Source organism: Sphingomonas sp. 8AM, from assembly GCF_902506455.1.
GTDB lineage: Bacteria > Pseudomonadota > Alphaproteobacteria > Sphingomonadales > Sphingomonadaceae > Sphingomonas.
Genome location: NZ_LR733844.1, coordinates 1136071 through 1162496, shown reverse-complemented (window position 1 = coordinate 1162496; position 26426 = coordinate 1136071). Strand labels below are relative to the sequence as shown.

Annotated in this window: 21 protein-coding genes and 3 pseudogenes; 10 read left to right on the top strand and 14 right to left on the bottom strand. The window is 66.7% G+C overall.

Annotated features, from left to right (window positions below):
- Positions 1 to 26: 26 nt before the first annotated feature.
- On the bottom strand, positions 27 to 1613 hold the full coding sequence (locus BACI71_RS18210) for an ATP-binding protein (protein WP_443018496.1): 1587 nt from the start codon (positions 1611 to 1613) through the stop codon (positions 27 to 29).
- 24 nt (positions 1614 to 1637) lie between these two features.
- Positions 1638 to 3503: pseudogene (locus BACI71_RS18205) on the bottom strand (GAF domain-containing protein); the annotation flags it as partial.
- A 231-nt stretch (positions 3504 to 3734) separates the two neighbouring features.
- Between BACI71_RS18205 and BACI71_RS05750 the strand changes: the two are divergent.
- Both BACI71_RS05750 and BACI71_RS05745 read left to right on the top strand, forming a co-directional pair.
- The gene (locus tag BACI71_RS05750; RefSeq protein ID WP_159756214.1) at positions 3735 to 4403 is read left to right on the top strand and encodes an SOS response-associated peptidase; all 669 of its coding nucleotides are present in this window, start codon (positions 3735 to 3737) and stop codon (positions 4401 to 4403) included.
- Positions 4404 to 4434: 31 nt separating this feature from the next.
- On the top strand, positions 4435 to 4935 hold the full coding sequence (locus BACI71_RS05745; RefSeq protein ID WP_159756211.1) for a hypothetical protein: 501 nt from the start codon (positions 4435 to 4437) through the stop codon (positions 4933 to 4935).
- 29 nt (positions 4936 to 4964) lie between these two features.
- Here BACI71_RS05745 and BACI71_RS05740 read toward each other — a convergent pair whose 3' ends face one another.
- The 8 genes and pseudogenes from BACI71_RS05740 to BACI71_RS05710 form a co-directional block, all read right to left on the bottom strand.
- A complete protein-coding gene (locus tag BACI71_RS05740) occupies positions 4965 to 7547 on the bottom strand; it encodes a tape measure protein (protein ID WP_159756208.1) in 2583 nt (860 codons plus the stop codon).
- Positions 7548 to 7550: 3 nt separating this feature from the next.
- Entirely contained in the window at positions 7551 to 7955 is a 405-nt protein-coding gene (locus tag BACI71_RS05735) for an HK97-gp10 family putative phage morphogenesis protein (protein WP_159756205.1), read from the bottom strand.
- Position 7956: 1 nt separating this feature from the next.
- Entirely contained in the window at positions 7957 to 8361 is a 405-nt protein-coding gene (locus tag BACI71_RS05730; RefSeq protein WP_159756202.1) for a GTA-gp10 family protein, read from the bottom strand.
- A gap of 301 nt (positions 8362 to 8662) precedes the next feature.
- Positions 8663 to 8911 carry a hypothetical protein gene (locus BACI71_RS05725; RefSeq protein WP_159756199.1) on the bottom strand — a complete coding sequence of 83 codons (249 nt, stop codon included), beginning with the start codon at positions 8909 to 8911 and terminating at the stop codon, positions 8663 to 8665.
- 547 nt (positions 8912 to 9458) lie between these two features.
- Positions 9459 to 9638: pseudogene (locus BACI71_RS18200) on the bottom strand (IS630 family transposase); the annotation flags it as partial.
- A gap of 186 nt (positions 9639 to 9824) precedes the next feature.
- Positions 9825 to 9995 (bottom strand): annotated as a pseudogene (locus BACI71_RS18195) (biotin/lipoyl-containing protein); the annotation flags it as partial.
- A 5-nt stretch (positions 9996 to 10000) separates the two neighbouring features.
- The gene (locus BACI71_RS05715; RefSeq protein WP_159760913.1) at positions 10001 to 11005 is read right to left on the bottom strand and encodes an alpha-ketoacid dehydrogenase subunit beta; all 1005 of its coding nucleotides are present in this window, start codon (positions 11003 to 11005) and stop codon (positions 10001 to 10003) included.
- Between the two features lie 153 nt (positions 11006 to 11158).
- Positions 11159 to 12457 carry a 3-methyl-2-oxobutanoate dehydrogenase (2-methylpropanoyl-transferring) subunit alpha gene (locus tag BACI71_RS05710; protein WP_201297299.1) on the bottom strand — a complete coding sequence of 433 codons (1299 nt, stop codon included), beginning with the start codon at positions 12455 to 12457 and terminating at the stop codon, positions 11159 to 11161.
- Positions 12458 to 12654: 197 nt separating this feature from the next.
- Between BACI71_RS05710 and BACI71_RS05705 the strand changes: the two genes are divergently transcribed.
- The 5 genes from BACI71_RS05705 (at position 12655) to BACI71_RS05685 (ending at position 20674) form a co-directional block, all read left to right on the top strand.
- Positions 12655 to 13413 (top strand): ImuA family protein, encoded by a 759-nt coding sequence (locus BACI71_RS05705; RefSeq protein WP_201297298.1) that lies wholly within the window; start codon positions 12655 to 12657, stop codon positions 13411 to 13413.
- A 209-nt stretch (positions 13414 to 13622) separates the two neighbouring features.
- Complete coding sequence (locus BACI71_RS05700; RefSeq protein WP_236552831.1) at positions 13623 to 14372, top strand: ImuA family protein; 750 nt, start codon at positions 13623 to 13625, stop codon at positions 14370 to 14372.
- The gene (locus BACI71_RS05695) at positions 14287 to 16659 is read left to right on the top strand and encodes a Y-family DNA polymerase (protein ID WP_236552830.1); all 2373 of its coding nucleotides are present in this window, start codon (positions 14287 to 14289) and stop codon (positions 16657 to 16659) included. Before BACI71_RS05700 ends, BACI71_RS05695 begins: the two co-directional genes overlap by 86 nt.
- 110 nt (positions 16660 to 16769) lie before the next feature.
- Positions 16770 to 20075: an error-prone DNA polymerase gene (locus BACI71_RS05690; protein ID WP_159756196.1), complete on the top strand. Its 3306-nt coding sequence runs from the start codon at positions 16770 to 16772 to the stop codon at positions 20073 to 20075.
- A gap of 140 nt (positions 20076 to 20215) precedes the next feature.
- Positions 20216 to 20674 (top strand): BLUF domain-containing protein, encoded by a 459-nt coding sequence (locus BACI71_RS05685; RefSeq protein WP_159756193.1) that lies wholly within the window; start codon positions 20216 to 20218, stop codon positions 20672 to 20674.
- A 43-nt stretch (positions 20675 to 20717) separates the two neighbouring features.
- On the opposite strand, the gene BACI71_RS05680 is transcribed toward BACI71_RS05685, so the two are convergent.
- Positions 20718 to 21719, bottom strand: coding sequence for a fumarylacetoacetate hydrolase family protein (locus BACI71_RS05680; protein ID WP_159756190.1), 1002 nt, complete (start codon positions 21717 to 21719; stop codon positions 20718 to 20720).
- 51 nt (positions 21720 to 21770) lie between these two features.
- A complete protein-coding gene (locus BACI71_RS05675) occupies positions 21771 to 22388 on the bottom strand; it encodes a S24 family peptidase (RefSeq protein ID WP_159756187.1) in 618 nt (205 codons plus the stop codon).
- A gap of 84 nt (positions 22389 to 22472) precedes the next feature.
- Between BACI71_RS05675 and BACI71_RS05670 the strand changes: the two genes are divergently transcribed.
- Entirely contained in the window at positions 22473 to 22649 is a 177-nt protein-coding gene (locus BACI71_RS05670; RefSeq protein WP_201297297.1) for a hypothetical protein, read from the top strand.
- A 294-nt stretch (positions 22650 to 22943) separates the two neighbouring features.
- On the opposite strand, the gene BACI71_RS05665 is transcribed toward BACI71_RS05670, so the two are convergent.
- Together BACI71_RS05665 and BACI71_RS05660 are read right to left on the bottom strand one after the other, a co-directional pair.
- On the bottom strand, positions 22944 to 23243 hold the full coding sequence (locus tag BACI71_RS05665; RefSeq protein ID WP_159756184.1) for a hypothetical protein: 300 nt from the start codon (positions 23241 to 23243) through the stop codon (positions 22944 to 22946).
- Positions 23244 to 23323: 80 nt separating this feature from the next.
- On the bottom strand, positions 23324 to 23881 hold the full coding sequence (locus tag BACI71_RS05660; RefSeq protein WP_159756181.1) for a type 1 glutamine amidotransferase domain-containing protein: 558 nt from the start codon (positions 23879 to 23881) through the stop codon (positions 23324 to 23326).
- A 127-nt stretch (positions 23882 to 24008) separates the two neighbouring features.
- Here BACI71_RS05660 and BACI71_RS05655 point away from each other — a divergent pair, with 127 nt between their 5' ends.
- Positions 24009 to 25022, top strand: coding sequence for a DNA topoisomerase IB (locus tag BACI71_RS05655; protein WP_236552829.1), 1014 nt, complete (start codon positions 24009 to 24011; stop codon positions 25020 to 25022).
- Between the two features lies 1 nt (position 25023).
- Entirely contained in the window at positions 25024 to 26190 is a 1167-nt protein-coding gene (locus BACI71_RS05650) for a mechanosensitive ion channel family protein (RefSeq protein ID WP_159756174.1), read from the top strand.
- The last annotated feature ends 236 nt before the right edge of the window (positions 26191 to 26426 follow it).

Below are 26426 nucleotides of genomic sequence, written 5' to 3'. Positions count from 1 at the left end.
CCGTGACCGCGCATAGCCGGCCTCGTTTACACCGAGAGCTGTGCCAGACTGGAGGCGAGCTCGTCCTTGCGGAATGGCTTAGTGAGGCGGGGAAGGTCGGCGGCTAAGCCCTCGTTCTCGGCATAGCCGGACACGAGGAGCACGGGAAGGTCAGGCCGGATGCTCCGGATCGCCGCTGCGAGATCGGCGCCGGTTATCCCAGGCATGAGGTGATCGGTTACGAGCAGGTCAAAGCGGGCTCCTCCAGCGACGATACGGAGCGCCTCCTCGCCGGAGCTGGCCTCAGTGACATCGAAGCCGAGATCAGAGAGCATATCGGCGGTGCTGATGCGCACCAGCTCCTCGTCGTCAACAAGTAGGGCAGACCCGGCGCGTGACACCGCAGCGGTGTCGCGCGAAAGATTGGGGAGGTCGGGCGCGGCGTCGCTGACGGGCAACCACAGCTCAACGTTCGTTCCAAGCCCGGGGGCGCTTTGGATGATCAACGCGCCGCCCAGTTGCGAGGCGAGGCCGTGGACCATCGACAAGCCGAGTCCCGTGCCCTTGCCGATCCCCTTTGTGGAGAAAAACGGCTCGATGGCTCGGACCATAGTCGCTTCATCCATGCCGGCGCCGGTATCGGCCACGGACAACCGGATGTAGTCGCCGGCCTTCAGGCCTGGGCGCTCACCCCCGCGAGCGGCTGCACGTGCTGCTGAGATGCGCAGAGTGCCACCGTCCGGCATCGCGTCACGTGCGTTCACCGCCAGGTTGAGAATCGCCATCTCCAGTTGGTTCGGATCCGCTCGAGCGGCGGGAAGGTCGTCCGGTGCCTCGACCGCCACTTTAATCTGCGGCCCCGTCGTGCTGGACACCAAGTCCCCCATCCCGTGCACCAGCTTCGCTACGTCAACCGCGACCGCCTGAAGCGGTTGTCGGCGCGCGAAGGCAAGGAGCCGTTGAACGAGCGTCTTCGCACGGTCCGCTGACTTAGCCGCGCCGTCGATCAGCCGTTGCTCGCGCTCGCCGCCAAGGCCCTTGCGCTGGAGCATGTCGAGAGCGCCAACGATGGGTGTAAGCAGGTTGTTGAAGTCGTGTGCTACGCCGCCCGTCAGCTGGCCCATCGCCTCCATTTTCTGGCTCTGTCGCAGTGCTTCCTGCGCCACCTCCCGTTCGGCGACTGCGAGCTCAACGCGGGCCTCGAGCGTCGCGTTGAGTTCGCGCAACGCTTCCTCTGCAACCTTTCGCGGCGTGATGTCGACAGCCGTGCCCGCGACCCGCAGGCATCGGCCTAGATCGTCGAAAACGCCGCGGCCCTTAGCAGCGACCCAGCGGACGACACCGTCTTTCTTTCCGATGGTGCGATAGTCGACATCGTAAAGTGCGCGTCGCGCCGGATCAGCGGCCGCAGCAAACGCTTCGCTGGTCGCCGCGCGGTCTTCCGGATGCAAACCCTCGTAAAAATCCTGCATGGTCACAGGCACGTCGGGTGAAATACCGAACATCGCCTTGGTCCTCGCGGGCCAGATCAGCACGTCGTTTACGATGTCGACATCCCAGAAGCCGACCTCGGCGTTGGTCACGGCGAGGCGCAGCCGTTCTTCGCTGTCGCGAAGCCGCGCCTCGGAGCCCACGCGCTCGACATGAGCCCAGCAGCGTTCGACCACGTCCCTGGTCAATGCGATCTCGTCGGCTGTCCAGTTCCGCGGCTGATTCTGATGAATTGCCATCATGGCTGTCAATCGACCAGCCTTGATAAGCGGGCAGCAGATGATCGCCTCAATCCCGATTGATCGGAATGTGTCCACGCCAACATCGTCGAGCTCGGCGCCGACGTCTTGCACGACCAGGACGTTGCCGCCACGCATGTCGGAGGCGGCTCGCGCACCGAATAAGTCGAGGCTGTACGTGCCAGCGGAGGTGGCCAAGCCGGCATCGACGAAGTCGCGGCGAATGTGAAAGGTGTCGCCGTTCTCCTCTACGTCGGCGTAGGCGCAACGCGACGCGCCGATCCGGCGTCCGAGCAACTCGGTTGCGGCCGCCATCGCATGCTCGGCATCCGCCGACCGGAACAGCCGCTCTTCAACCTCCGCCAGGAACCTGAGCCGCTCCTCGCTCGCGCGCAGGTTCGCCTCTGCCTCGTGCTCCGCTGTGCCATCGCGGAAGAACTTCATGAAGCCGCCATGGTCCATCGCCAGCGGCATCATCAAACCCGAACCCCAGAACCGCCTTCCGTCGGAACGAAGATGCCAGCGCTCGTTTACCGCGCGCCCCTCGCGCCGCGCGCATTCGACTTCGCGCCAGAACGCGCCGGACGACCGGTCCATCTTGGTGTAGAAGAAGTCGCCGGGCCGGCCAATGGCGTAGGCGGCATCGTGCCCCACGATGTTCTCCGCCCCCCGGTTCCAGCCGGTGACGCGTCCTTCCGCATCGAAGGTTACAATTGCAAAGTCCTCCGCTCCTTCGACGATCTGGCGATAGCGCGCCTCGCTGCGTCGCAGGCTCGTCTCACTAGCGGACCGCTCGATTACCAGTGCGGCCGTGCGGACAACGAAGTCGACAATCTCGAGATCTGCTTTCTGGGGCACGCGTTGCTGCCGATGATACATGGCGAAGGTGCCGAGCAGCGTGGCGTTCGCCGAGCGGATCGGAATCGACCAGCACGCGCAAAGGTTATGTGAAAGAGCTAGATCCCTGAAGTCGGCCCAGAGCGGATCGCTGCTGATGTCCGAGACGAAGACGGCCTCACCCGTGAAGGCCGCTTTGCCGCAGGATCCCACAGACGGTCCGACATTGATGCCGTCGATCGCTTCATTGTATTCGGTAGGAAGGCTCGGTCCCGCGCCATGGCGCAGGTGTCTTCCGTCTTCGTCAAGCAGGAGGATACTTCCGAGCACGCCGGTGTCGGAAAGCGTCTCAACTTCCCGGACGATCTCTGTGAGGGTGTCTTTGAGAGGGGCATCCTCTACCGCTAGTTCCAGAATACGGTTCTGCGCCGTGCTGAGAGCGTGGGCTCGGTCCCGTGCCGCGGTAAGCCGCGCATTCTCTACCGCGATGGTTGCAAGCCGAGCCAATGCCTCGAGCCGTTCGACTGCGCCGTCGTCATGGTCGGCAACCTCCGACCAGTATGCTCCCAGCGCTGCGACGGCTTCGGGCCGCCCGATTGGGACCATCACGAGGCTCCGCACGAACGTCCTAGCGTAGGCTTCCTGCGGGATGCGCTCGTCGAGCCTGACGTCGCGGATCGTGACGGTTTGCCCATGCCGCATGGCCCAGCCTGAAATGCACGCGTTCTGCGGAAAGCTCTCGCCCTGCCACAGCGGTGACACCGCATCTTCGGCCACATAGGCGCAGCGGTCGCCGTCCTTCAGCACCACCGCAATGCCTTCCGCGCCGACGGTATTGCGAGTGGTATCGCGCAGGACTTCGACGACCTCTGAGATCGACCGTGCAGTGACGAGGCGTTCGCTCGCCGTCAGGAGGTGCTGCTGCTGGGACGGCTCCCTTGATGCATCATCGTTCACGCCCGGATGATTACCGAATCTCGTGGCTTCCGCCAGAGCTTACGAAGCAATCTAAAGCAACGCCTGATTGCCCTGCGATCTCAGTCCGCGCTACTCAACGATGATGTCGACGGAGCGTCAATCTAAGTCGAATAATGTCGGAAGCACGGCGGTTGCGACGACTACCCGAACGTCTGACATTGGGCCGTCGGCGATTGTTGACTCTGCCTCCTCGCTCAGCACGATGCGCCCATGTGCAACCGCTATCGAATGACCGAAGCTCAGATCGCGATCGCCGCCCGCTACGGCGTCGAGGCACCTTTCCCGCCCGATCACACGATCCCGCCGCCTGAGCTGTTCCCCGACAAGCCGGCATATGTCGTGCGTCAGGAAGACGGCGCCCACACGCTCGACGTCATGCGTTGGGGCTTCCCGCGCAAGGTGCCCGGCAAGCGCATCGACAAGGCGACCGGCAAGCCCGTGTTGCTCGACACGAAGGTCACCAACGTCAGGAACTACATCTCGCCGTTCTGGAAGTCGGCGCTAGCGAACCCTGAGCGGCGGTGCCTCGTCCCGTTCACCAGCTTCAGCGAGTATGGCCCCGGTCCGACCGGCAAGCGCCCGCTGTTCTGGTTCGACGTGCTGAGCCGGCCGATCGTCAGCTTTGCGGGCGTATGGCGGCCGATCGATGGCGGCGCGGTGTTCGCGTTCCTTACGACCGATCCCAACCCGCTGGTGGCGCCCATCCACCCCAAGGCCATGCCGGTCCTGCTCGATGAGGAAGACGAGGAGCGGTGGCTGACGTGCCCGTTCGACGATGCCGTCGCTCTGGCCAAGCCGTTTCCGTCGCAGTTGATGACGGTGCAGCAGGATGCCACGATAAGCGGTGGCAAGGACGGTGCCGGTCCGCTGTTTGACTAGCGCCTTTGGCTAAGGGTGGGGCCAACGAGACATGCGAGCAGAACTGTACACAATCGCTTTGACGTTCATCCTGACCCTTTCAAACCCTGTCGCGGCCGCGGACAAAACAGTGCGCGGGTGGTCCATTGCGGAGTCAGAGAATGACTGCGGCATAGAGGGCTCGTTCGAGGATGGAACGGTGCTCTCGCTGTCGTACGATGGCCAAAGTAGCGCTATGACGCTTTGGAATGACAAATGGTCATCGATTAAAGATGACGAGCGCTACAATATCTTCGTTTCGTTCGACGGGGGCGAGCCTACTCGCTTCTCCGCGAGCGGGATGAAGACGGGTAGCAGTTCTGGAATTTACGTGCCACTAGAAGGTACGGATTTGCTGGCGACCGCGATGATCTCCAAGGATATTGAAATTAGGCGCGATGATCAGTTGATTGGCCGATACAATCTTGCTGGCTCTTACAAGGCGTTGCTTGAGGTAGGCCGCTGCGTTGGGCGACGCCGTAGCGCTATGAAGGATGACCCGTTCGCGAAGTGAGCCTTCGTTTCGCCGGCCACACGTCTTCATCAATACGTCCCAAGCCGATTTGCCTTGTTCATCATCCCGACCCCGGCTCGACCGCCGGCCTTGATGAGATCGGGCGCCGCCGCCTGCACAGTCTGCACCGACACCTGCCCGCTGATCTGACGCACGGCAGGCTCGAACATCTGCCCCTTGCCGACCACAAGCTGCACTACGACCGGCTGCGGTGCTGGCGCTCTGGTAGCTACGGCATTTGCCTGACCCAGCGGAATGACGGTGCCCCCCGCCGATCCCATGCGAAGCAGTTCCGGGCCACGTCGAACGCCCTCGTTCACATTCACGATCGAATGTGGGGCGACATAGCCACCTGACGCGCGGCCACCGACGCTACGAGCAGCGGAGCCGAACAACGAGCCGAGGAAACCGGCGACGCCACCACCGCCGCCGCCACCACCGGCCTCTACCGCACCAAAGCCCGCATCGGCTGATCCACCAACGGCGGCAAGGATCGCTTTCTGCACCGCGATCCGGATCAGATCCGCGATGATCCGGTCGGCCATTTGCTTGAAGGCATCACCTACGCTCTGCGTTCGGGTAGCGATCGACGTGAGCCCATCCTCGACGGTGGCGAGGCCATTCGCCGCCACGCCCTCAAGTGCTTCGTCCATGTCACCGACCGAAGCACGCAAGCGGTTCGTGTATTGGCCGACTGGCCCGGCATACCGCTGGGTCACGCCAGCGCGCTCATTGCTCTCGATCTGGGGCAGGACGGCCAGCCGCCGCCGCGCAATCTCACGCTCGGCCTCGGTGCTTTCCTGGGAGGCAAGGACCGCATCTAGCCGGCTACGTTCAAGCTGGAACTCCACGTCTAACAGGCGCAAAGCCGCGTCGCGTCGTGCCCGCGTCGTCGTCGCTAGATCCACATTCATCGACGCCAGATCGCGCGCGTTGGCAAGGTCCGCCTGGGAGACAGCGGCACGATCCGCCCGAGCTCGCTCGTCACGTTCCGCCTGAACCTGGGCAGCCCGAGCGGCGGCGACCTGATTGTTAACCGCGATCAACTCGTCGGCGCGTGCCTGCGTCAGCTTTTTCTCGGCGACATCCCGCTGATAGGAGCTGTTCTGCCGATCACGGGCGACGCCGATCTCCTGCAACTCGAACTGCGCAACGATGTCAGCGGCGGTGGCGGCGGAGCGACGCGCGCGCAGCAGGTCTTGGTTGAGGCCGGCCTTCTCATTTGCGAACGCGTCGTCGTTGCGCAGCTCCTTTTGACGTTGCGCCTCAGCACGCCGCGCAAGCGTATCGGCTGACGGACCCTTGCGCTTCGTTCCCGCGGGATCGGCTGCGGGAGGACTGACGCGAGGCGGGGTCGCGCTAAGAATGCGACGACCGTCTGGTGTGTTGAGCCGGAAAGCGCCTTCGGCGCCGAATGCGCGGCGTAGGGCTGATTGGCGGCCCGCCTGTTGCCGGCTGTCGAAGCCACGATCGAACCGACCCTGTAGGTCGGACGCCGGGCCGGGTTGGGCGAAGTGCTTGCCGCCACCGGCTCGGTCAATCGCTCGGTTGAGGCCGTTGACCAAGGATGTCTCGATGCCGTCGCCGAGATTGCTGAAGCGATCGATCGCGCCGAGGATGAACGAAATGTCCCCACGCACCTGCTCGACCAAGGATCGACTGTCACCGCCCAGCAATTCGAAGGCCGACCGAGCGCCCTCCAGCATCGGATTGAACGCGTCGTACAGCCCTGCGAGCGTCGCGCGAATGTCGACACCCATCTGCTCGGCATCGGTCGCCAATCCCTTGAAGCCGGTCGAGCCCTCGGTAATGAAGCTGGCAAACGCCGTAGAGAATTCGCCCCCTCGGTCGAAGGCGCCGAAGGTGGTCACGGCTGCGTTCTCGACCTGCTGCATGGCGTCGCTGAACGTCACCGGCAGCGTCTTGAACTCGTCGTCGATCCCCTTCGTGAATTTGGTGTCCGTCAGCGCTCGGAACAGGACATCACGAGTGATCTTCCCCTCCTCGGCCATCTTGCGCAACTGACCGATCGGGACGCCCAGCCCAGCGGCCAGGAGCCGCGCAACACGCGGCGATGCTTCCATGATCGAGTTGAACTCGTCACCCCGGAGCACACCTGAAGCGAGCGCCTGGCTGAACTGAAGCGTGGCAGATGCCGTCGCAGCAGCGTCAGCGCCGCCGATCTTCAGCGCCTTGCTGAACGTCTCGGTCGCGCGTGCTGCCTGTTCCTGGCTTCGGCCAGACTCCTGGGAGGCACGGATGAAGTTGCCGTACAGGTTCGCGGTGGCGCTGAGTTCCCCGCGTGTGGCGGCAGAGAGGCGCTGCACGTCCACCTGCGCTTGCGCGTACGAGCCGAAGCCCGAGGTGGCGAGCCTGAGCTGCGCGTCGATCGCCTTGGCGCTGTCGGCGAGCTTCAGAAACTCTTTGCCGAGCGCCACGGCGCTGACGCCAGCGAGCAGACCATTGAAGCGCGACACGAACGCGGCGCCTCGGCCCTCCATATTGCTCAACCGTCGATCGACGACGTTCTCTGCGGCGCGGAGCTGCCGCTCCATCTTGTCGTATCGCGCCAGCAGATCGACGGCGACTTCTTCGGCGGTGATGGCGGCCATGGTTCAACCCCTGAAATGCTGTCGGATCGCGCGGCGGGCGGCGCGGCTGATGCGCTTGTTGATCTCGGGCCGGGCACGCTCGGCAGCAGGTCTCATGAAGGGTCGTTCCGACATCCGGGACGTGCCAAATTCGAGCGACGCGCTGTACTTGGCCTTCGATGTCACAACGACTTTCAGCGGCGTGTCCTGAGTCACCTCGATGTTGTTCGCGAGGTGGTGAGTGTCCGCATTCGGCGGTTGACCCGCGGCGCTCGAGACGTGCTGCCTGCCCGACACGCTGCCCTCGGTGATTGACGTCTGTGCATCGACGGCGAGAGCTTCGCCCGCGGCGAACAGCGCCTTCGAGATGTCGGGCACGATCGCCGGCACCAGGCTGCGCAACCGACCAGAGAAACGCGAGCGGGTCACGTCAGTCTTCGCCGCCGCCGACGTCACCTTCGAAACGGGCGCCGAGAATCGCGAACGCAAGATCCCACCGCTGCATCAGCGGCATCGGGCGCGTCACTGTCCTGAGCAGGTGAGCGGCTTCGTCCTCGTCCTTGCCGCCGCCGACCAAGCCGTAGAAGATGACCCTGTCGAGATCCAGGGACGCCCATTCAGCCTGAGCGGCAATGCCGACGTCGGCTCCGTCGATCCGGTATTGCCCCCGCAGAATGCGGGCGTAGAGTGGGCCAACCGCAATCCGCCCGGACGGCCCGTTCATGCCTGGAGCACGCGGAAGAGGCGCCAATTCCATGTGCCAAATTTCCGTGTCGGTAATGTGGAAGAGCGTGTCCTTGCCGCCGAATGACAATGTAACCGCAGTGGTGCTCATATGTGCCTCCGGGTCAGACCGTCGCCGCGAGGTATGAAGCGCTGAGCTGAGCCGCTGCCCGCTGGCGGAAGGCACGATCGCGTTCACGAAGCCGCTCGACGTGCTGGCCGCGCTCAGCAGCGAGCTGGTCAGCCCCTTCCTCGTTCACCCAGCGGCGCATAACGCCATACGATGTCCCGTAGTGCGCGATGCAGCCTGTCCAGCCGAGTGCGACGTATCTCGCGCGAAAGTCTGCGGGGCGGGGTCGTGCGTGGTTCATGCAACCGGACGTATCCCGGCGCGGCATGCGGTCTTACCGCCGTCAGCGCCGACGCTTCGACGCCCTCACCGCAGCCCGTTGTGCCGCCACCACCGCGGCGCGATCTGCGCGTAGCTGATCCTTGCCTTCCTCGATGATCCACCTGCGTATGCACCGCCAGTTGCAGCGATAATGGTCCTCGATCTCGCGATCCCAGCCCATCTCCAGATACCGTTCGCGGAAGTCGCGTGGCTTCGGCCGGCGGGGCCGGATCAGGCCAGTCTCGTTGCGCGGGGCCGTGCGGACGGGCATGCCCCACGACTATGTAGCGGGCCGTTACCGTCGTACCGCCGTCAGCGATCCCACGGACCCGACAACCGGTCGGTCAGGTTAACAATGGTCAACATGGGCGGCCAGGCTGTGCCCGACCTGATCCGGCAACCGCAGCGCGGATCCAGTCGTTCGTGCGGCGCCAAGGAGAAGACCGATCGCCCACGCCAGCAACATCGTCTACTGTGACGGCCCTAACAGCCCTCACGCGTTCGACATCATCCCGCTTCAGCCGCGGAACGGCACGCTCGATGCCAAGTGCCCGATCTGCAAGGGACACGGGCAGTGGAACACCGAGATCGATCTGGTGAGCTTCCGGTGCAAGAGGGCCGTCTGCGACTATTGCAAGGGGGCTGGCTGGATCGAAACTGGCAACGACCCGGTCGGACATGCAGACATCGTCATGTCGCCGAACGGCTATCCGCAGTGGGTCGTGGCGTTCGAGCCGCGTGAGGATCCGGAGCATACCGTTGCCGATCCCCACGCACCGCTGTCGCCGGAGCAAATCGGCCGCTAGAGTGCGATCCATCTAAGTTGAAGCGTAGCCGCTGTTGCGGAGATAGTTGGCGCATTCGTGGGGTGGGAAGGCGTCGAGAAGCGAGCCGATCTGCTGCCATGTCGTCTCGACCGATCGGGTGTTGATCTTCGAGGAACGGTCGTGGGATTCGGGTTTAGACGGGGCGTCACGTTCGGGGTTTGCGTCGTTGGACACATCACCCACCCCCGGCCCCTCCCTTGCAGGGAGGGGAGAGGCTTCCTCGACACCGGGATTCTCCGCCTCAAGCGTGTCTGGTTCCGTCGCAGGAGCAGCAACCTCCCCCTCGCCCTCGGTCTCGATCACCACCAGCGGCGCGCCGATCGACACCTGATCGCCGACCGCGCCCGCGATCTCGACCACCACGCCCGCGACTGGCGATTCCATCTCGACGGTCGCCTTGTCGGTCATCATGTCGGCGAGGCTCTGGTCCTCCTCGACGCGGTCGCCGACCGCGACGTGCCACGCGACGATCTCCGCCTCGGAAATGCCCTCGCCGATGTCCGGCAGCTTGAAGGTGAAACGCGCCATCTGCCTTAGTCCTTCAGGATTTTCTTGAGCGCCTGCCCGATCCGCACCGGTCCGGGGAAATAGGCCCATTCGAGGCTGTGCGGGTATGGCGTGTCGAAGCCGGTGACGCGCTCGACGGGTGCCTCGAGGTAATAGAAGCACCGCTCCTGCACCAGCGCCGCCAGCTCCGCGCCAAACCCGCTGGTCCGCGTCGCCTCATGGACGATCATGCAGCGCCCGGTCTTCTTCACGCTCGCCTCGATCGTTTCGATGTCGAGCGGGACGAGCGTGCGCAGGTCGACAATCTCGGCATCGACGCCGGTGTCGGCGACCACCTGCGCGCAGACGTGGACCATCGTGCCATAGGCGAGCATCGTCACCGCCTCGCCCTCACGCACCACGTTCGCCTTGCCGAGCGGGATTTTGTAATAACCGGTCGGCACCGCGCCGCCGGGATGTTTTGACCAATTCTCTGCCGGGCGATCCCAATGGCCATTGAACGGGCCGTTGTAGATGCGCTTCGGCTCGAAGAAGATCACCGGATCATTGTCCTCGATCGCCGCGATCAACAGCCCCTTGGCATCATAGGGCGTCGAGGGAATGACGGTCTTCACCCCCGAGACGTGCGTGAAGATCCCCTCGGGCGACTGCGAATGCGTCTGCCCGCCGAAGATCCCGCCGCCGAACGGCGAGCGCACCGTCATCGGCGCGGTGAACTCGCCGCCCGAGCGATAGCGCAACCGCGCCGCCTCACTGACCAGCTGGTCGAGCGCGGGGTAGATGTAATCGGCAAACTGGATTTCCGGCACCGGGCGCAGGCCATAGGCGCCCATCCCGACCGCGACGCCGATGATCCCGCATTCGGTGATCGGCGTGTCGAAGACGCGCGTCTTGCCGTATTTCTTCTGGAGCCCCGCGGTCGCGCGGAACACGCCGCCGAAATAGCCGACATCCTCGCCCATCACGACGATCGACGGATCGCGCGCCATCGTCACGTCCATCGCGGAGTTGATCGCCTGGATCATGTTCATGCGGGTGGTGGTGTCGTCCACCGGTTGTTCGATCGTATCGCTCATCTTTTTACCCCGTCACCCCGGGCTTGACCCGGGGTCCCGCTTCTTGCTGCGGGCGGAAGGAAGCGGGACCCCGGCGCAAGGCCGCGTTGACGAAGGAAGCGGCCGCCCTCACGTCCGGTCCCACGGCCGACCGCTCGCGGTTTCCTCGTCGATCATCATCTGGCGCTGCTCGCGCAAATGCCACGGCATCTCCTCGAACACCCCGTCGAACAGCGAGTCGAGCGGTTGGCGCAGCCCGTGGCCGAGCACGCCGTTCTTCTCGGCCTCCTTCTGCGCCGCCTTCACCTGTTCGGCGACCTCGCGGTCCATGTCGGCCTGCCGCGCTTCGTCCCATTCGCCGATCGCGACCAGATGATCCTTCAGCCGCCGGATCGGATCGCCGAGCGGCCACGCATTCGGCTCGCCGGCCGAGCGATATTGCGTCGGATCGTCGGAGGTCGAATGCCCCTCGGTGCGATAGGTAAAATGCTCGATCAGCGTCGGCCCGGCATTGGTCCGCGCGCGCTCCGCGGCCCAGGCGGTCGCGGCATAGACGGCCAGCGCGTCATTGCCGTCGACCCGTAGCCCGGCGATCCCGTAGCCGACCGCGCGCGCCGCGAAGGTCGTCGCCTCCGCGCCCGCAAACCCCGAGAAGCTGCTGATCGCCCACTGATTGTTGACGACGTTGAAGATCACCGGCGCGCGATAGACGGTCGCGAAGGTCAGCGCGGAATGGAAGTCGCCCTCCGCGGTCGACCCCTCCCCGCACCAGGTCGCCGCGATCCGCGTATCGCCCTTCGACGCCGACGCCATCGCCCAGCCGACCGCCTGCGGATATTGCGTCGTCAGATTGCCCGAGATCGAAAAGAAGCCGAAGCGCTTCTCCGAATACATGATCGGCAGCTGCTTGCCCTGCAGCTTGTCGCCGGTGTTCGAATAGATCTGGTTCATCATGTCGACCATCGGGCAACCCCGCGCGATCAGCAGCCCCTGCTGGCGATAGGAGGGGAAACACATGTCCTCGGCATCCAGCGCGTGCGCCGCGGCGACCGCCACCGCCTCCTCGCCGAGCGATTTCATGTAGAAGCTGGTCTTGCCCTGCCGCTGCGCGCGGAACATCCGTTCGTCGAATGCACGGACGGTCGCCATGTGGCGGAGCATCCGCCGTAGCGTGTCGGGCGACAGCCGCGGGTTCCACGTGCCGACCGCCTGATCGTTCTCGTCAAGCACGCGCACCATCGAATAAGCGAGTTCGGTGAAATCGCGCGCCGGCTCGGCGGTGTCGGGCCGGCGTGCCGCACCCGCGGGCGGGATCGGGACATCGGCGAAATCGACCGCATCGCCGGGCCGGAATTTGGGTTCTGGGACGTGCAGCGACAGGGGCGGCAGGTTGCCGCGCGGGTGCACGATGCCGGGTTCTTCGCCCACGTTTCACTCTCCGTCATGCGCCGCTTGGCACGCAGCACGATTTCAGCCGCTTGTAATATTGTTTCAACGCCAGTCAAAGCCCTTTTGAGCGGCGCGCCTCGCGATCACTGTCGTCCCGGATCGTGACAGACCATTGACTCGCGCCCTCGTTATGGAACAAATTGCGAACGACATTCCGCTGCGGAGTCCTGCGTGTCGTGCCCGAGTCGAGCGTCCTCATTTCCCTGCGCGAGACGCTGCGCGCCGTGCCGGGCGACGGGCACAGCCGGCGGCGGGTCATGCCGTTCGGCATTCCGGACATCGACTCACGCCTGACGGACGGCGGGCTGCGGCTTGACGCGCTGCACGAAGTGGCGGCGGCGACGCCATCGCTGCGCGACGATGCGGCCGCTACCTTGTTCGTCGCGGGCGTCGCGGCGCGGGCGTGGGGGCCGATCCTGTGGGTGGTGCGCCGCCGCGACCTGTTCGCGCCTGCGCTGACGCAATCCGGGTTGCTGGCGAAGCGCGTCATCCATGCCGAGGCCGATGACGACGCCGGGGTGCTCGCGTTGATGGAGGAAGGCCTGCGCCATCCCGCATTGGGCGCGGTGATCGGCGAGGTGCGTCGCGCCCCGCTGGCCGCGACCAAGCGCGTGCATCTGGCAGCGGCGCGCGGGCGCACCGTCGCGCTGCTGATGAAGCGCCCGGCGCGCGAAGGCGGTGATCCGTTCGCGGCCTCCTCCCCGGCGGCGACCCGCTGGCGGGTCGGCACCGTGCCGATGGTCGGGAATGCTCGCCCGCGGTGGGCGCTGACGCTCGCCCGACAGACCGATGGCGAACCGTTCACCGCAACCGCGATCGCCTGCGACGACACCGGGCGCCTCGCGCCGGTGGTCACGCGCCGCGAGCAACGCCGCGCGGTGAGCGAGATTTTGCGCGTGACGCCGTCGGCGGAGGATCAGGCTGAGGCGGCTTAGTCACCTTCCCCATCGATCCTCGCCCCGGACTTGATCCGGAGCCCCGCTTCTTCTTGGCACGGGGTCAATAGCGGGAGTCCGGATCAAGTCCGGGATGACGAACGAGGCGAACGATGGGAGCCCCAACCCCACATTCCTAGCTCCGGCAAAGCCTTGACGCCGGAACGCATATAGGAACAAATAGCGAACATATTCATTGCGAGTCGCCTGTGTCCGGTCCCGTTCCCACCCTTGCCGCGCTCCGCGAGAGCTTGCAGGCCATCACCGGCGAGGCGCGCGACCGGCCCGTGCTGCCGTTCGGTGTCGATGCGCTCGACGTGCGACTCGCCGACCATGGGCTGCGGACCGACGCGCTCCACGAAATCTCCTCGCGCGGCACCGGATGGGGCGACGATGCCGCCGCGGTGCTGTTCGCTGCCGGGATCGCCGCGCGCACGCAGGGTGAGATATTATGGGTCGTCCGCTCGCGCGACCTGTTCGCGCCGGGGCTGTTCCAGGCCGGGCTCACCCCGGCGCGCGTCGTCTATGCCGAGGCGCGCGACGATGCCGAATTGCTCGCGCTGGTCGAGGAAGGTCTGCGCCACCGCGGGCTCGGCGCGGTGGTGGGTGAGGCGAAACGAGTCCAGATGGCGCAGGCACGCCGGCTGCAACTCGCCGCCGAGGGCGGCGGCACCCCCGCGCTGCTGCTGCGCCGCCCGACCCGCGACGGCACCGATCCAATCACCGCGCCGTCCGCGGCGGTGACGCGCTGGCGCGTCGCGCACGCACCGTCGTCGAAGGCGCCGTGGGGCGGGCTGGGCCGCGCCTGCTGGCACGTCGAATGCGTGCGCCAGCGCGGCGGGGATCCATTCGAACTCTTGGTGGAGGGCTCCGATGAAACGGGTCGCCTCGCTCTACCTGCCCAGCTGGTCGATCGACCGGCTGCGGCGGATCGAGCGCCGCGCCGCGCCGTCGGCTGAAGCCGACGGCCGCGCCGCGTTCGACGCGCTGGGTGCCGATGCTGCCGCCGAACGTGCGCTGCATTGTTCGGTGCCCAACGAAGGCGGCTGGCGTCCCGGCGCGCGCTGGGCGCGGACCGACCCCGGCAGTGGACTCGCCGACACGCGCGATCAGGTCGAGAATGCGGTCGCCGGCCTGCCCGCGCATCGCCGCCCCGCGCAGCGCGAACTCGGCCGTACCAGCGAGGCCGCCGCTACCCCGTTCCGCGAGCTGTCGCGCCGCACCGAGGCTGCCGAACCGTTGTTCCGCCCCGGCACGCGCGGCTGGCACAACGAGGATCTGCAAGCCTCGGTCGAGGCGCTCCCCGCGCATCGCCGCCCGTCGCTGCAGGAATTGTCGCGCAAGACCGAGCTGGGCGACAACCCGTTCCGCCCGATGCCCCCCGACGAATCGGGTGTGCTGCGCCGCATGGCCAGGATGCCGCCGGTGCTCGGCCCCGGCGAGGATGTGGTCGTCCGCCGTGCGATGAAGGCGCCGCGCCGCAGCGCGCGCGACGGGCATGGCGGCGAGGCCGGGCATGTCGCCCCACCCAATCTCGCACAGAGCCTCAAGCAACTCGCCGCCATGCCCGCTGTCCAATACCCCGGCGAGGGCCCGCACCCCGACAATCACGGCAAAAGCGCGCCGACCGCGCCCGGCTATGGCGCCGGCCGTTTCTTCCAGACCGGCCGCACGCTCGCGACGATGGTGGCGCGCGTCTGCGACGACGAGGACGAAGCGGCCCACATACCCCCACTCGTCGACGAACCGCCGCTGGTGACGGTGCAGCGCAGCGGCGCGCGGGTCGAGGTCGCCGCCGCCAATGAAGCGGCGCGCGCGCTCGGCATCGGCCCGGGCACCGCGCTCACCATGGCGCGCGCGCAGGTGCCGGGCCTCGACGTGCGCGAGGCCGAGCCCGAGCGCGACGCCGCCGATCTCGCCGCGCTCGCCACCCTGCTCGCGCGCCGCTGGGCACCGACCGTCACGGTCTCCGACGCGGACGGGCTGTTCGTCGACCTGACCGGGGTCGCGCATCTCCACGGCGGCGAGGCGCGCTTCTGCCGCCGGCTGCTGCGGCTGCTCGCGCGCTACGGCATCACGGCGCGCGTCGCGGTCGCCGACACACCGGGCGCGGCCTGGGCGCTGGCACGGTTCGGCGCGCGCGACGCCGTGCAGATTGTGCCACCGGCCGGGCAAGGCACCGCGCTGGCGCAGCTCCCGGTCGCTGCGCTCCGGCTTGAGCCGCCCGCGCTGGAACTGCTCGCGCGGCTCGGCATCGAGGCGATCGGCCAGCTCACCGCCCTCCCGCGCGCGCCGCTCGTCCGACGCTTCGGCCGCGCGATCGCCGACCGCATCGATCAGGCGCTCGGCCAGCTGCCCGAACCGTTCGAGCCGATCGTCCCCCCGACGCGCGTCGCCGTCGAGCAGCGCTTCGTCGAGCCGATCGCCACCCCCGAGGCGATCGAACACTGGCTACGCGAACTGATGCAGCGGCTGACGGTCGCGCTGGCCAAGGCCGGTCAGGGCGCACGTTCGGTCGAAATGATCGCCGCGCGCGTCGACGGCGTGCCGCAGATCCTGCGGCTCGGTTTCGCGCGCCCGACCCGCGACGCCGCACACATGCTGCGGCTGACCCTGCGCCGCATCGAGGAAATTGAACCCGGTTATGGCGTGGACGGTATCGCGCTGATCGTGCGTCGCGCCGACCCGCTCGGCGCCGAGACGCTCGCCCCGGCGCTCGCCAACGACACCGCGCCCGATCTCGCCCCGCTGATCGACGCGCTCATCAACCGTATCGGCGCGAACCGGCTGTGGCGGGTCGCGCCGGTCGAGAGCGACGTCCCCGAACGCTCGTGGACGCGCACCGCGCCGCTCGACCCGTCGGCGCGCGAGACGCGTGCGTTGCGCGCCGACGACGTCCGCCAGCTCGACGCACGCGCCGCGGACCATCCGTGGCACCCGCGCTGGCCGCGACCGGTGTTGCTGTTGCGGCGACCGGAACGGATCGACCACGTCCTCGCCGAACTCCCCGACCAGCCGCCGAAGCGCTTCACGTGGCGCGGCGCCACGCACCGCATCGTCCACGCCGAAGGGCCGGAGCGTGTCGCGGGCGAATGGTGGCGGCGCGCGCCCGAGCGGATGGCGGTTCGCGATTATTACCGTGTCGAGGACGAGACCGGGCAACGCTTCTGGCTGTTCCGCCGCGGCGACGGGATGCGCAGCGAGACCGGCGATCTGAGCTGGTTCCTGCATGGATTGGGCAGTTGAGGCCGGTTGTCTCAGCACCGTCATTGCGAGCGCAGCGAAGCAATCCAGAGCCGGACCAGGACGCCCTGGATTGCTCCGCTCCGCTCGCAATGACGGCGGAACTTTGAGCCATGGCCTATGCCGAACTGCAGGTCTCGACCCACTTCTGCTTCCTGCGTGGCGTGTCGTCGTGCGAGGAGCTGTTCACCACCGCCTCGGAAATGCGCCTCCCCGCGCTCGGCATCACCGACCGCAATTCGGTCGCCGGGATCGTCCGCGCGATGGTCGCCGCCGAAAAGACCTCGGCACAGGGCAATCCGGTGCGGATGGTCGCCGGTTGCCGGCTCGATCTCGTCACCGGCGCGTCGCTGCTCGTCTGGCCGCAGGACCTCGCGGCATGGAGCAGGCTCACCCGGCTGCTGACGATCGGCAAGGCGCGCGCCCGTCCGCAGCATGGCGAGAAAGGCCGCTGCTTCCTGCACTGGGAGGATGTCGCCGCGCACGCCGCCGGGCTGGTCGCCGCGCTCGTCCCCGGCGCGGACGGCGCGGATGAGAGCGAGCTGCGCTGGATGGCCGACCTGTTCGGCCCCGGCTCGGGCGACGCGCGTGGCCATGTCTGCCTGACGCAGCAGCGCCGCCCCGACGACGCGCGCCGCCTGTACGCCGCCGCCGCCGCCGCACACCGTTACGGGCTGACCCCGCTCGCGACCGGCGACGTGCTCTACCACCATCCCGACAAGCGCATGATCCAGGACGTCGTTACAGCGATCCGCGAGAAGACCACGATCGACGCGCTCGGGTTGCGCCGCGAACGCTCCGCCGACCGCTGCCTCCATCCCCCGTTTGAGATGGAGCGCCGCTTCGCGCGCTTCCCCGACGCGCTCGCCGCGGTCGCGGCGGTGGTCGAGCGCTGCACCTTCTCGCCACGCGACCTGCGCGACCAATATCTCTACCCCGAAGAGAAGGTGATGAGCGGGCAAACCCCGCAACAGGCGCTGGAGAAACTCGCCACCCGCGCGCTCGACCGGCGCTTCGACGGCGCGGTGCCACAGGATTATCGCGACCTGCTCGCCAAGGAGCTCGGGCTGGTCGCGAAACTCAATTACGCCGCCTATTTCCTGACCGTCCATTCGATCGTCGAATATGCGCGCAGCCAGGAAATTCTGTGTCAGGGGCGCGGGTCGGCGGCCAATTCGGTGATCTGCTTCGTGCTTGGCATCACCTCGATCGACCCGATCGTCCACCAGTTATTGTTCGAGCGTTTCCTCTCGGAGAACCGCGCCGAACCGCCCGATATCGACATCGATTTCGAGCACGAACGCCGCGAGGAAGTGATCCAGTGGATCTACGACACTTATGGCCATGACCATGCCGCGCTGACCGCGGTGGTCAGCCGCTTCCGCGCGCGCGGCGCGGTGCGCGAGGTCGGCAAGGTGCTGGGACTGCCCGAGGACATGACCGCCGCGCTTGCCGGGCAGGTGTGGGGCTGGTCGGAGGAAGGCGTCGCCGATCGCCATGTCGATGCGCTCAACCTCGATCGCGGCGACCCGCGGCTCGCGCTGACGCTCGAACTGGCGCGCGAGCTGATCGGCACCCCGCGGCATCTGTCGCAACATCCCGGCGGCTTCGTCCTCACCCGCGACCGGCTCGACGCGCTCGTGCCAATCGAACCCGCCGCGATGGCCGATCGCCGCGTGATCGAATGGGAGAAGGAGGATGTCGAGGAAGCCGGGATGATGAAGGTCGACATCCTCGGGCTCGGGATGCTCGGCTGTATGCGCCGCGCCTTCGACCTGCTCGCGCGCCACAAGAACCTGCGCCTGACGCTCGACCACCCCGACTTGCAGACCGACGATGAGGCGACCTTCAAAATGATTCAGAAGGCCGATACGCTCGGCGTCTTCCAGATCGAGAGCCGTGCACAGATGGCGATGCTGCCGCGGATGCTGCCGGTCAATTTCTACGACATCGCGATCCAGGTCGCGATCGTCCGCCCCGGCCCGATCCAGGGCGACATGGTCCACCCCTATCTGAAACGCCGCGAACAGAAGCGCCGCAACCCGGCGATCGAGTTCGACTATCCGTCGCCAGAGCTGAAGGCGGTGCTTGGCAAAACGCATGGCGTGCCGCTGTTTCAGGAACAGGCGATGAAGGTCGCGATCGAGGGCGCGGGCTTCACCCCGGCGCGCGCCGACGAATTGCGCAAGGCGATGGCGACCTTCAAATACACGCAGGGCGTCGGGCAGTTCAAAACCGAGCTGATCGAAGGCATGGCGAAGAAGGGCATCGGCCCCGATTTCGCCGAACGGCTGGTCAAGCAGATCGAGGGGTTCGGCTCCTACGGTTTCCCCGAAAGCCACGCCGCCTCCTTCGCCAAGATCGCCTATGCCTCTAGCTGGATGAAATGCCACCACCCGGACGTGTTCTGCTGCGCGTTGCTAAATGCGCAGCCGATGGGCTTCTACGCCCCCGCGCAGATCGTTCGCGACGCGCGCGAGCATGGCGTCGTGATCCGCCCGGTGTGCGTCGTCGACAGCGACTGGGATACGCGGCTGGTCGATGAGGGCGGCACCGCGCGCCTGCCGCTGCGGCTGGGGATGAAGGTCGTCCAGGGCGTCGCGATGCTCGACGTCGCGCGGATCATCGCCGCGCGCGCCGAGGCGCCGTTCCGTTCAGTCGAGGATTTGTGGCGCCGCTCGGGCGTGCCGCTGGCAACGCTGGAGAAGCTCGCCAAGGCCGATGGCTTCCACGCGCTCGGGCTCGACCGGCGGCAGGCGTTATGGGCGATCCGCGGGCTCGGCGAGACGCCGCTGCCGCTGCTGGAGGCCGCCGAACGCCGCGAACCGCCGGTCAGCCTCGTGCCGCTCACCGCCGGGCGCGAGGTCGTCGAGGATTATCGCGCCACGCAGCTCACCCTGCGCGAGCATCCGTTGTTCTTCCTGCGCGACCGGCTCGCCGACCAGCGCGTGATCGCGTGCGCGCAGCTCCGGCAAACGCGCGACGGCCGCCGCGTCGAGGTCGCGGGGATCATCCTCGTCCGCCAGAAGCCCGGCTCGGCGAAGGGCGTGCTGTTCATCACGATCGAGGACGAGACCGGGGTCGCCAATATCATCCTGTGGCCCGACCGATTTGAGGCGCAGCGCACCGTCGTCATGTCCTCGGCGATGATCAGCGTCACCGGCGTCGTCCAGCGCGAGGGTGAAGTGATCCATGTCATCGCCGATCGCATCCACGATCGTACCGCGATGCTGCGCGAGGTCGGCGACATCGACCTGCCGCGCCTCACCAGCCGCGGCGACGGCGCGACCCACCCCGGCTCGCCCGACCGCGGCGATCCCGGCTGGAAGACGCGCGTGCGCAGCGACTATCACCCCCCGTTCCGCAACGGCTGCGATCCCGAGGATGTCATCCCGATCCGCAGCCATGACTTTCACTGATACGCCCGGACCCCGCTGTTAACCATTATTCCGGGTCACATCCGGGGCGACGCGAAATGTGCGCGGCGCTACTGGACCAAGCCAGTTGATTTGCAAAGACTGCGCTGACACTCCCCTCATGCCTGATCGACATCATGCACATGGCTGATCTCGTTTATCAGCTGGTCTACATCAGCCATGCCAGCGGTCCGCTTGACGATGCCGAGCTTGACCGGTTGGCGGTCGAAGCAACGCGCTTCAACGCCGACCATGCCATCACCGGCCTGTTGCTCCACGATGGCTGGCGCTTCATCCAGGCGCTCGAAGGCCGGCAGTCGGAGGTCGAGGCGTTGATGGCGCGGATCGAACGCGACCCACGCCACGATTCGATCGCTTATATCGAACGTCGCCAGGTGCAGGCGCGGCAGTTCGGCGGCTGGGCCATGGAGGTCCGGCGCGTCCGCGACACGACGGCTGCGCAGGCGTTTCTCGACGATCTCAAGCAAGTGCTGGCGGCGGTCGACGACCATCGACTGATCGCCGCCTTCCTTGGTTTTGCGATGCTCGGTCGCCCCGAACTGCGCATACGTCGCGCGGCGCCCGGAGCGATCATCACATAGCTCCGTCATTGCGCGCGTAGCAAACCACGAAGCGCCGGGCGCCTCAGCCGACCATCTGTTCAATCGTCCCGAAGATCGGATGGTGGCGATCGTCCTCCATCCAGATCCGCACCGTGTCGCCCTTGCCGAGGTAAGGTGTCTGTGCCGCGCCGCTCTGGATCGTCTCGACGGTCCGCAATTCCGCGAGACACGAATAGCCGACGCCGCCCTCCGCGATCGGCCGCCCCGGCCCGCCATCGGCGTCGCGGTTGGAGACGGTGCCCGATCCGACGATCGTCCCCGCACCCAGCGCGCGCGTCCTGGCGGCATGCGCGATCAACGTCCCGAAGTCGAAAGTCATGTCCTCGCCCGCCTCGGCACGGCCGAACGGCGCGCCGTTCACCTCGACCAGCAAGCGGCGGTGCAGCTTGCCGTCACGCCACCACTCGCCCAGCGCCGCCGGTGTCACGAACACCGGCGAGAAGGCCGAGGCCGGCTTGGACTGCAAAAAGCCGAACCCCTTGGCGAGTTCGGCCGGGATCAGGTTGCGCAGCGACACGTCGTTGGTCAGCCCGACCAGCCGGATCGCGTCCAGCGCCTGTTCGCGCGTCGCACCCAGCGGCACGTCGCCGGTGACGACCACCACTTCGCCCTCCAGATCGCAGCCCCAATCCTCGTCGGCGAGCGGGATCGCATCGCGCGCGCCGAGGAAGCCGTCCGACCCGCCCTGATACATCAGCGGATCGTGCCAGAAGCTGTCGGGCAGCTCCGCGCCACGCGCCTGCCGCACCAGTGCGACATGGTTCACGTACGCCGACCCATCGACCCACTGGTAAGCGCGCGGCAGCGGCGCGGCGGCGTCATGTTCGTGGAAGCGCTCGCGCGGGATCGCCTCGTTGCGCAGATCGACCGCCAGCAGCTCGAGCGCGGGGGCAACCTGCGCCCAGTCGTCGAGCGCGGCCTGCAGCGTCGCGCAGATATGCCCGGCATCGGCATACCAGGCCAGATCGTCCGATACGACGACCAGGCGACCGTCGCGCCCCTGCTTCAAACTGGCGAGTTTCATGCGCTACCTCTCCTTGTTTGGACCGAGTGTAACGAGCCCGCGCGCGCGCCGCTACAGCCGCCGCAGCAACAACGTCGCGCGCCCGACTACCTCGATCTCCGTCAATGGCACGTGCTCGGCTGGCCATAGCGGATTGTCGCTGCGGATCTCGACCGCATCGCCCCGCGGCACCAGCCGCTTGACTACCACCGCCTCGCCGCGCCGCACCACATAGATCCCGCCCCGCCCCGCGATTTCCCGCGTCGCACGGTCGACCAGCAACCGGTCGCCATCGCGTAACGTCGGCGCCATTGAGTCGCCGCTCACCCAGATCACCGACGCCGCCTCGGGTGAAACCCCGGCACCGCGGAGCGCCGCGCGCGGCAGCCGTTCGGTCCGCAGCACGCGCTCGTCGGCGATCTGCGCGACGCCCGCCGCGGCCTGCACCGCCAGCCACGGCACCGCGACATCGTCACTTACCAGCGGCGGTGCCCCCAGCAGCGCCTCGTCGATCGCGAGGAAATCGGCGAGCATCCGCCGCTCGCGCTCGGGCAGCACGCGGGGCGAGCCGCGGTTCACGAACTGCCCCAGATACGCCTGATTGCGCCCGAGCATCCGCGACAGCGCCGACAACGCCACGCCCCGCGCGCGCGCCGCCGCCGCAAGTGCCTGTTGTGGCGTGTCGTTCATCACGCAACCTTACGCTGAGGATTTTTCCTCGACAAGTAGAACAAAGGAGAACATATAAGGAACACAGAGTCGGAGTGAGAGTCCATGTGCCTGTTGAACGACATCGACGTCTATTTGCAAAGGACCGGCGTGGCGGAGACCACGTTCGGGCGGCGCGCGGTCAACGATCCGCGACTGGTCCGCGATCTGCGCCGCGGGCGGGTACCCGGCCCGGCGCTGTGCGCGAGGGTTGCGGCGATCCTGTCGGCGCGCGCGCAATGATTGCGCGGCGGTTCGAGCGCGCGGTGTCGCGTGACGCGGCGCAAGCGGGCGTGGCGCTGGTGGTGGAACATGGTCGCGCGATCCCGTGGCACAGCGCCACCTTCTCGGGCGCACGGCACGAACTCGTCGTCAGCACCCGAATCGGCGCGGTGCTCGATCGTTGGTTGGATCAGCTACCGGCGTGCGAACTGACGATCCCCGGTCAGATCGTCGCCGACCTGCGCGTCGCGACCCATGCGCGATATGGCGAGCGGGTGATGCTGCGGATCGAGGGAGTGACGGTGGCGTGCGACCTCAGCGCGCCGGAATGCGGTGCAGCGTCCGTTCCAGCACGATCGGATCGACGAACGCCGCCGCCGACACCGGGGTGGAACGGCGCAGCGCGCCCGGATCGAACGCGCTGAGCTTGAGGTTCAGGTCGCGCGGCAGCGGCCGCTCGGGCGGTGGTGCCATCCACGCACACGGCGCGACGCCCCCCGCCGCCGTAACGCGCTCGACCCGCCGTCTGCCGAGCCGCGACACCGCGGCACGCATCGAGTCGAGCACGCCATGACTGCGCGCGGAAAGCGGAAGGGGCAGGATGTCGTCGAGCATGTCCGCAGTGTAGCGGAACAATCATGAGCAGATGGTAAACGCCGCGGTATCCTTATCGCGGCGTTTACGCGCCGCGCGCCTCAGTCAGCGTCGGCGAGTTCTTCGGTCAATGCGTCGATGATCGCCTTGTTGAACGCCGGGATGTCGTCCGGCTTGCGGCTGGTGATCAGATTGTCGTCGATCACCACTTCTTCATCTTCTACTTCCGCGCCGGCATTGGCGAGATCGGTGCGGATCGAGACGAACCCGGTCACGCGCCGCCCGTCGATCACATCGGCCTCGGCGAGCAGCCACGGCGCGTGGCAGATCGCGGCGACGATCTTGTCCTCGTCCATGAACTGCTGGACGATCTCGACCGCCAGATCCACGACGCGTAGCTTGTCGGGGTTCGCGACCCCGCCCGGCAGCACCAGCGCGTCGTAATCGTCGACCTCGACCTCCTCCAGCGTCAGGTCGGGCGTGGCGGTTTCCGCCTTGTTGATGTCGCCCTTCATCCCCTGGATTGGATCGCGCTTGATCGAGGCGAGTGTGACGGTCACGCCGGCCGCTTCCAGCGCCTTGCGCGGCTCGAACAATTCCACGGTCTCGAACCCGTCGGCGGCGATCATCAGCACGCGGGCTTGCGACAAATCGGCCATGTCAGTCTCCTGCTGGAAAGGAAGTGTTCCGGCGCCCCAACCCTCCGCAATGGTCGCCCGTTCCGGGAACGATGGGCAGCCCTTGCGCATTTCAAAACCCGGGTCACAGCACCGCGGAAGGGCCAAGGTGGCAGGAAATCTCGTTTTCTTTGAGGATGATACCGCAGGAATCACGCGCAAGCGCACGCGCCACGATGCCTGGGCCTATTATGATGCGAGCGGCAAGCGGATCACCGACCGCGACGAAATCGACCGGCTGAACGCGATCGGCCTCCCTCCGGCCTATACCGACGCATGGTTCTGCCCCGATCCCGAGGGTCATATCCAGGCGGTCGGCTGGGACGAAAAGGGTCGCAAGCAATACCGCTATCACCTCGGCTTCCGTGCGCAGCAGGAAGCAGCCAAATATGATCTGTGCGCGCCGTTCGGCCGCGCGCTGACCAAGCTGCGTGCGCGCGTCGAGGCCGATCTCGAACGCCGCCGCCATACCAAGGAACGCACTGTCGCAGCGGTGGTCAAATTGCTCGACGTCGCAGCGCTCCGCATCGGCAACGAGACCTATGCCAGGACGAACAAGAGCTTCGGCCTGACCACGCTGCGCGACCGCCATGCGCAGATCAGCGGCAGCACGCTGAAGCTGGAATACAAGGCGAAGTCGGGCAAGATCCGCAAGCTGAAGATCACCGACGGCAGCCTCGCGCGTTTTGTCAAGAAATGTCAGGATCTGCCCGGCCAGAAGCTGTTCCAATATGTCGGCGACGACGGCGCACCGCACGCGGTAACCTCGTCCGACGTGAACGCTTATCTCCGCGCGGCGATGGGCGACGGCTTCACCGCCAAGCATTTCCGCACCTGGGGCGCGAGCGTCGTCGCGTTCGAGGCGCTGATCGAAGCCGAGGCGCCGATCGGGCTCAAGACGATGCTCGAACCGGTGGTCGCACATCTCGGCAACACGCCGGCGATCGCGCGCAAATCCTATGTCCACCCGGCGTTGATCGAACTCGGCAAGGACAAGGCCGCGCAGGCCGCGTTCCGCCAGTCGCTGCGGCTGCCGCGATCCACCCATTATCTGACGCGTACCGAGCGCGGGCTGATCGCCTTCCTCGAAACCTGCGGCGCGTGCGAGTTGAAAGCCGCCTGACATGAGCAATACCAGTGCCGCCGCCGCCCACAAGGCGGCGTTCGATACCGATCGCGTCGGCCAGCAGGCCGGCGCGTTGCTCCATTCGAGCTTCATCTGGTTGCAGCAGCATTGGCTGCAGATCCTGATCGCGGTCGGGATCGGCGTCGCGATTGCGCTGTTGCTGTTCTGGGTCCGCGCGTTCGGGCCGCGGCTCGCGCACCGCAGCGCCTCGGGCAAGGGCTGGGCGGCGGTGCTCGGTCGCGCGATCGAGCGGACCAACGCCTTCTTCATCGTCATGCTCTCGGCCAAGCTGGTCGACGGCTATGCCGCCACGCCCGCCGATCTCGACAAGACGATCACCTTCCTGTTCACGGTTGCGGCGGTGTTCCAGGCGGCGATCTGGGCACGCGAGCTGATCCTCGGCGCGATCGAGCACCGCACCCGCGACGAACATTACTCGGGCGAGGCGCTGATGAGCGCAATGGGGCTGATCCGCCTGCTCGTCAGCTTCGCGGTCTTCGCGATCGCGCTGGTGGTCGTGCTCAGCAACCTCGGCGTCAACGTCACCGGGCTCGTTGCGGGGCTCGGCGTCGGCGGCATCGCGATTGGTCTGGCGGCGCAGGGCATTTTCGCGGACCTGTTCGCGGCGCTGGCGATCATTTTCGACCGCCCGTTCCGGCGCGGCGACAAGATCAGCTACGGCACCACCAGCGGCGTGATCGAGGCGATCGGTCTGAAATCGACGCGCATCCGCGCGTTCACCGGCGAGCTGCGGATCATCTCCAACCGCAACCTGCTCGACAAGGAAATCCAGAACACCTCGCAGCGCGATCACGTCCGCGTGTCGTACACGATCGGCGTCGCCTATGAGACGCCGCCCGAGACGCTGGAGCGCATCCCCGCGATCCTGACCGAGCTGGTCGAGGCGGAAGGCGCCAAGGTCGCGCGCGCCGGGTTCGAGACGTTCGGTGCGTCGAGCCTCGACTTCGTGCTCCAGGTCGATACGCCCGGCGACGACTGGGCGACGGCACACAATGTCCGCAACCGCCTGCTGGTCGCGATCATGCGTCGCTTCGCGCAGGAGGGGATCAGCATTCCGTATCCGACGCAGACCACTTACACGGCGGCCCCGGACGGAACCTTGGTGATGCCGTACGCGGAGCCGGCCCAGACGGCGAAGGATTAAGCCACGCATCTTTCCCCTCCGGGCGACACCGGCAAGCCGTACTACATCCGCCCGCCACAAACGCCGTCGCCCCTGTGCAGGCAGGGGCCCATGCCTGTCGCGTAAAAGGACAGACATCTGACACACGACAGGTCGTGCATGTGTCAGACGGTTCGCAAGACGACACAGCCATAGGCCCCTGCCTCCGCAGGGGCGACGGCGTGCCTGGTCGCGTCATCCATCGTCACCAAACTCGT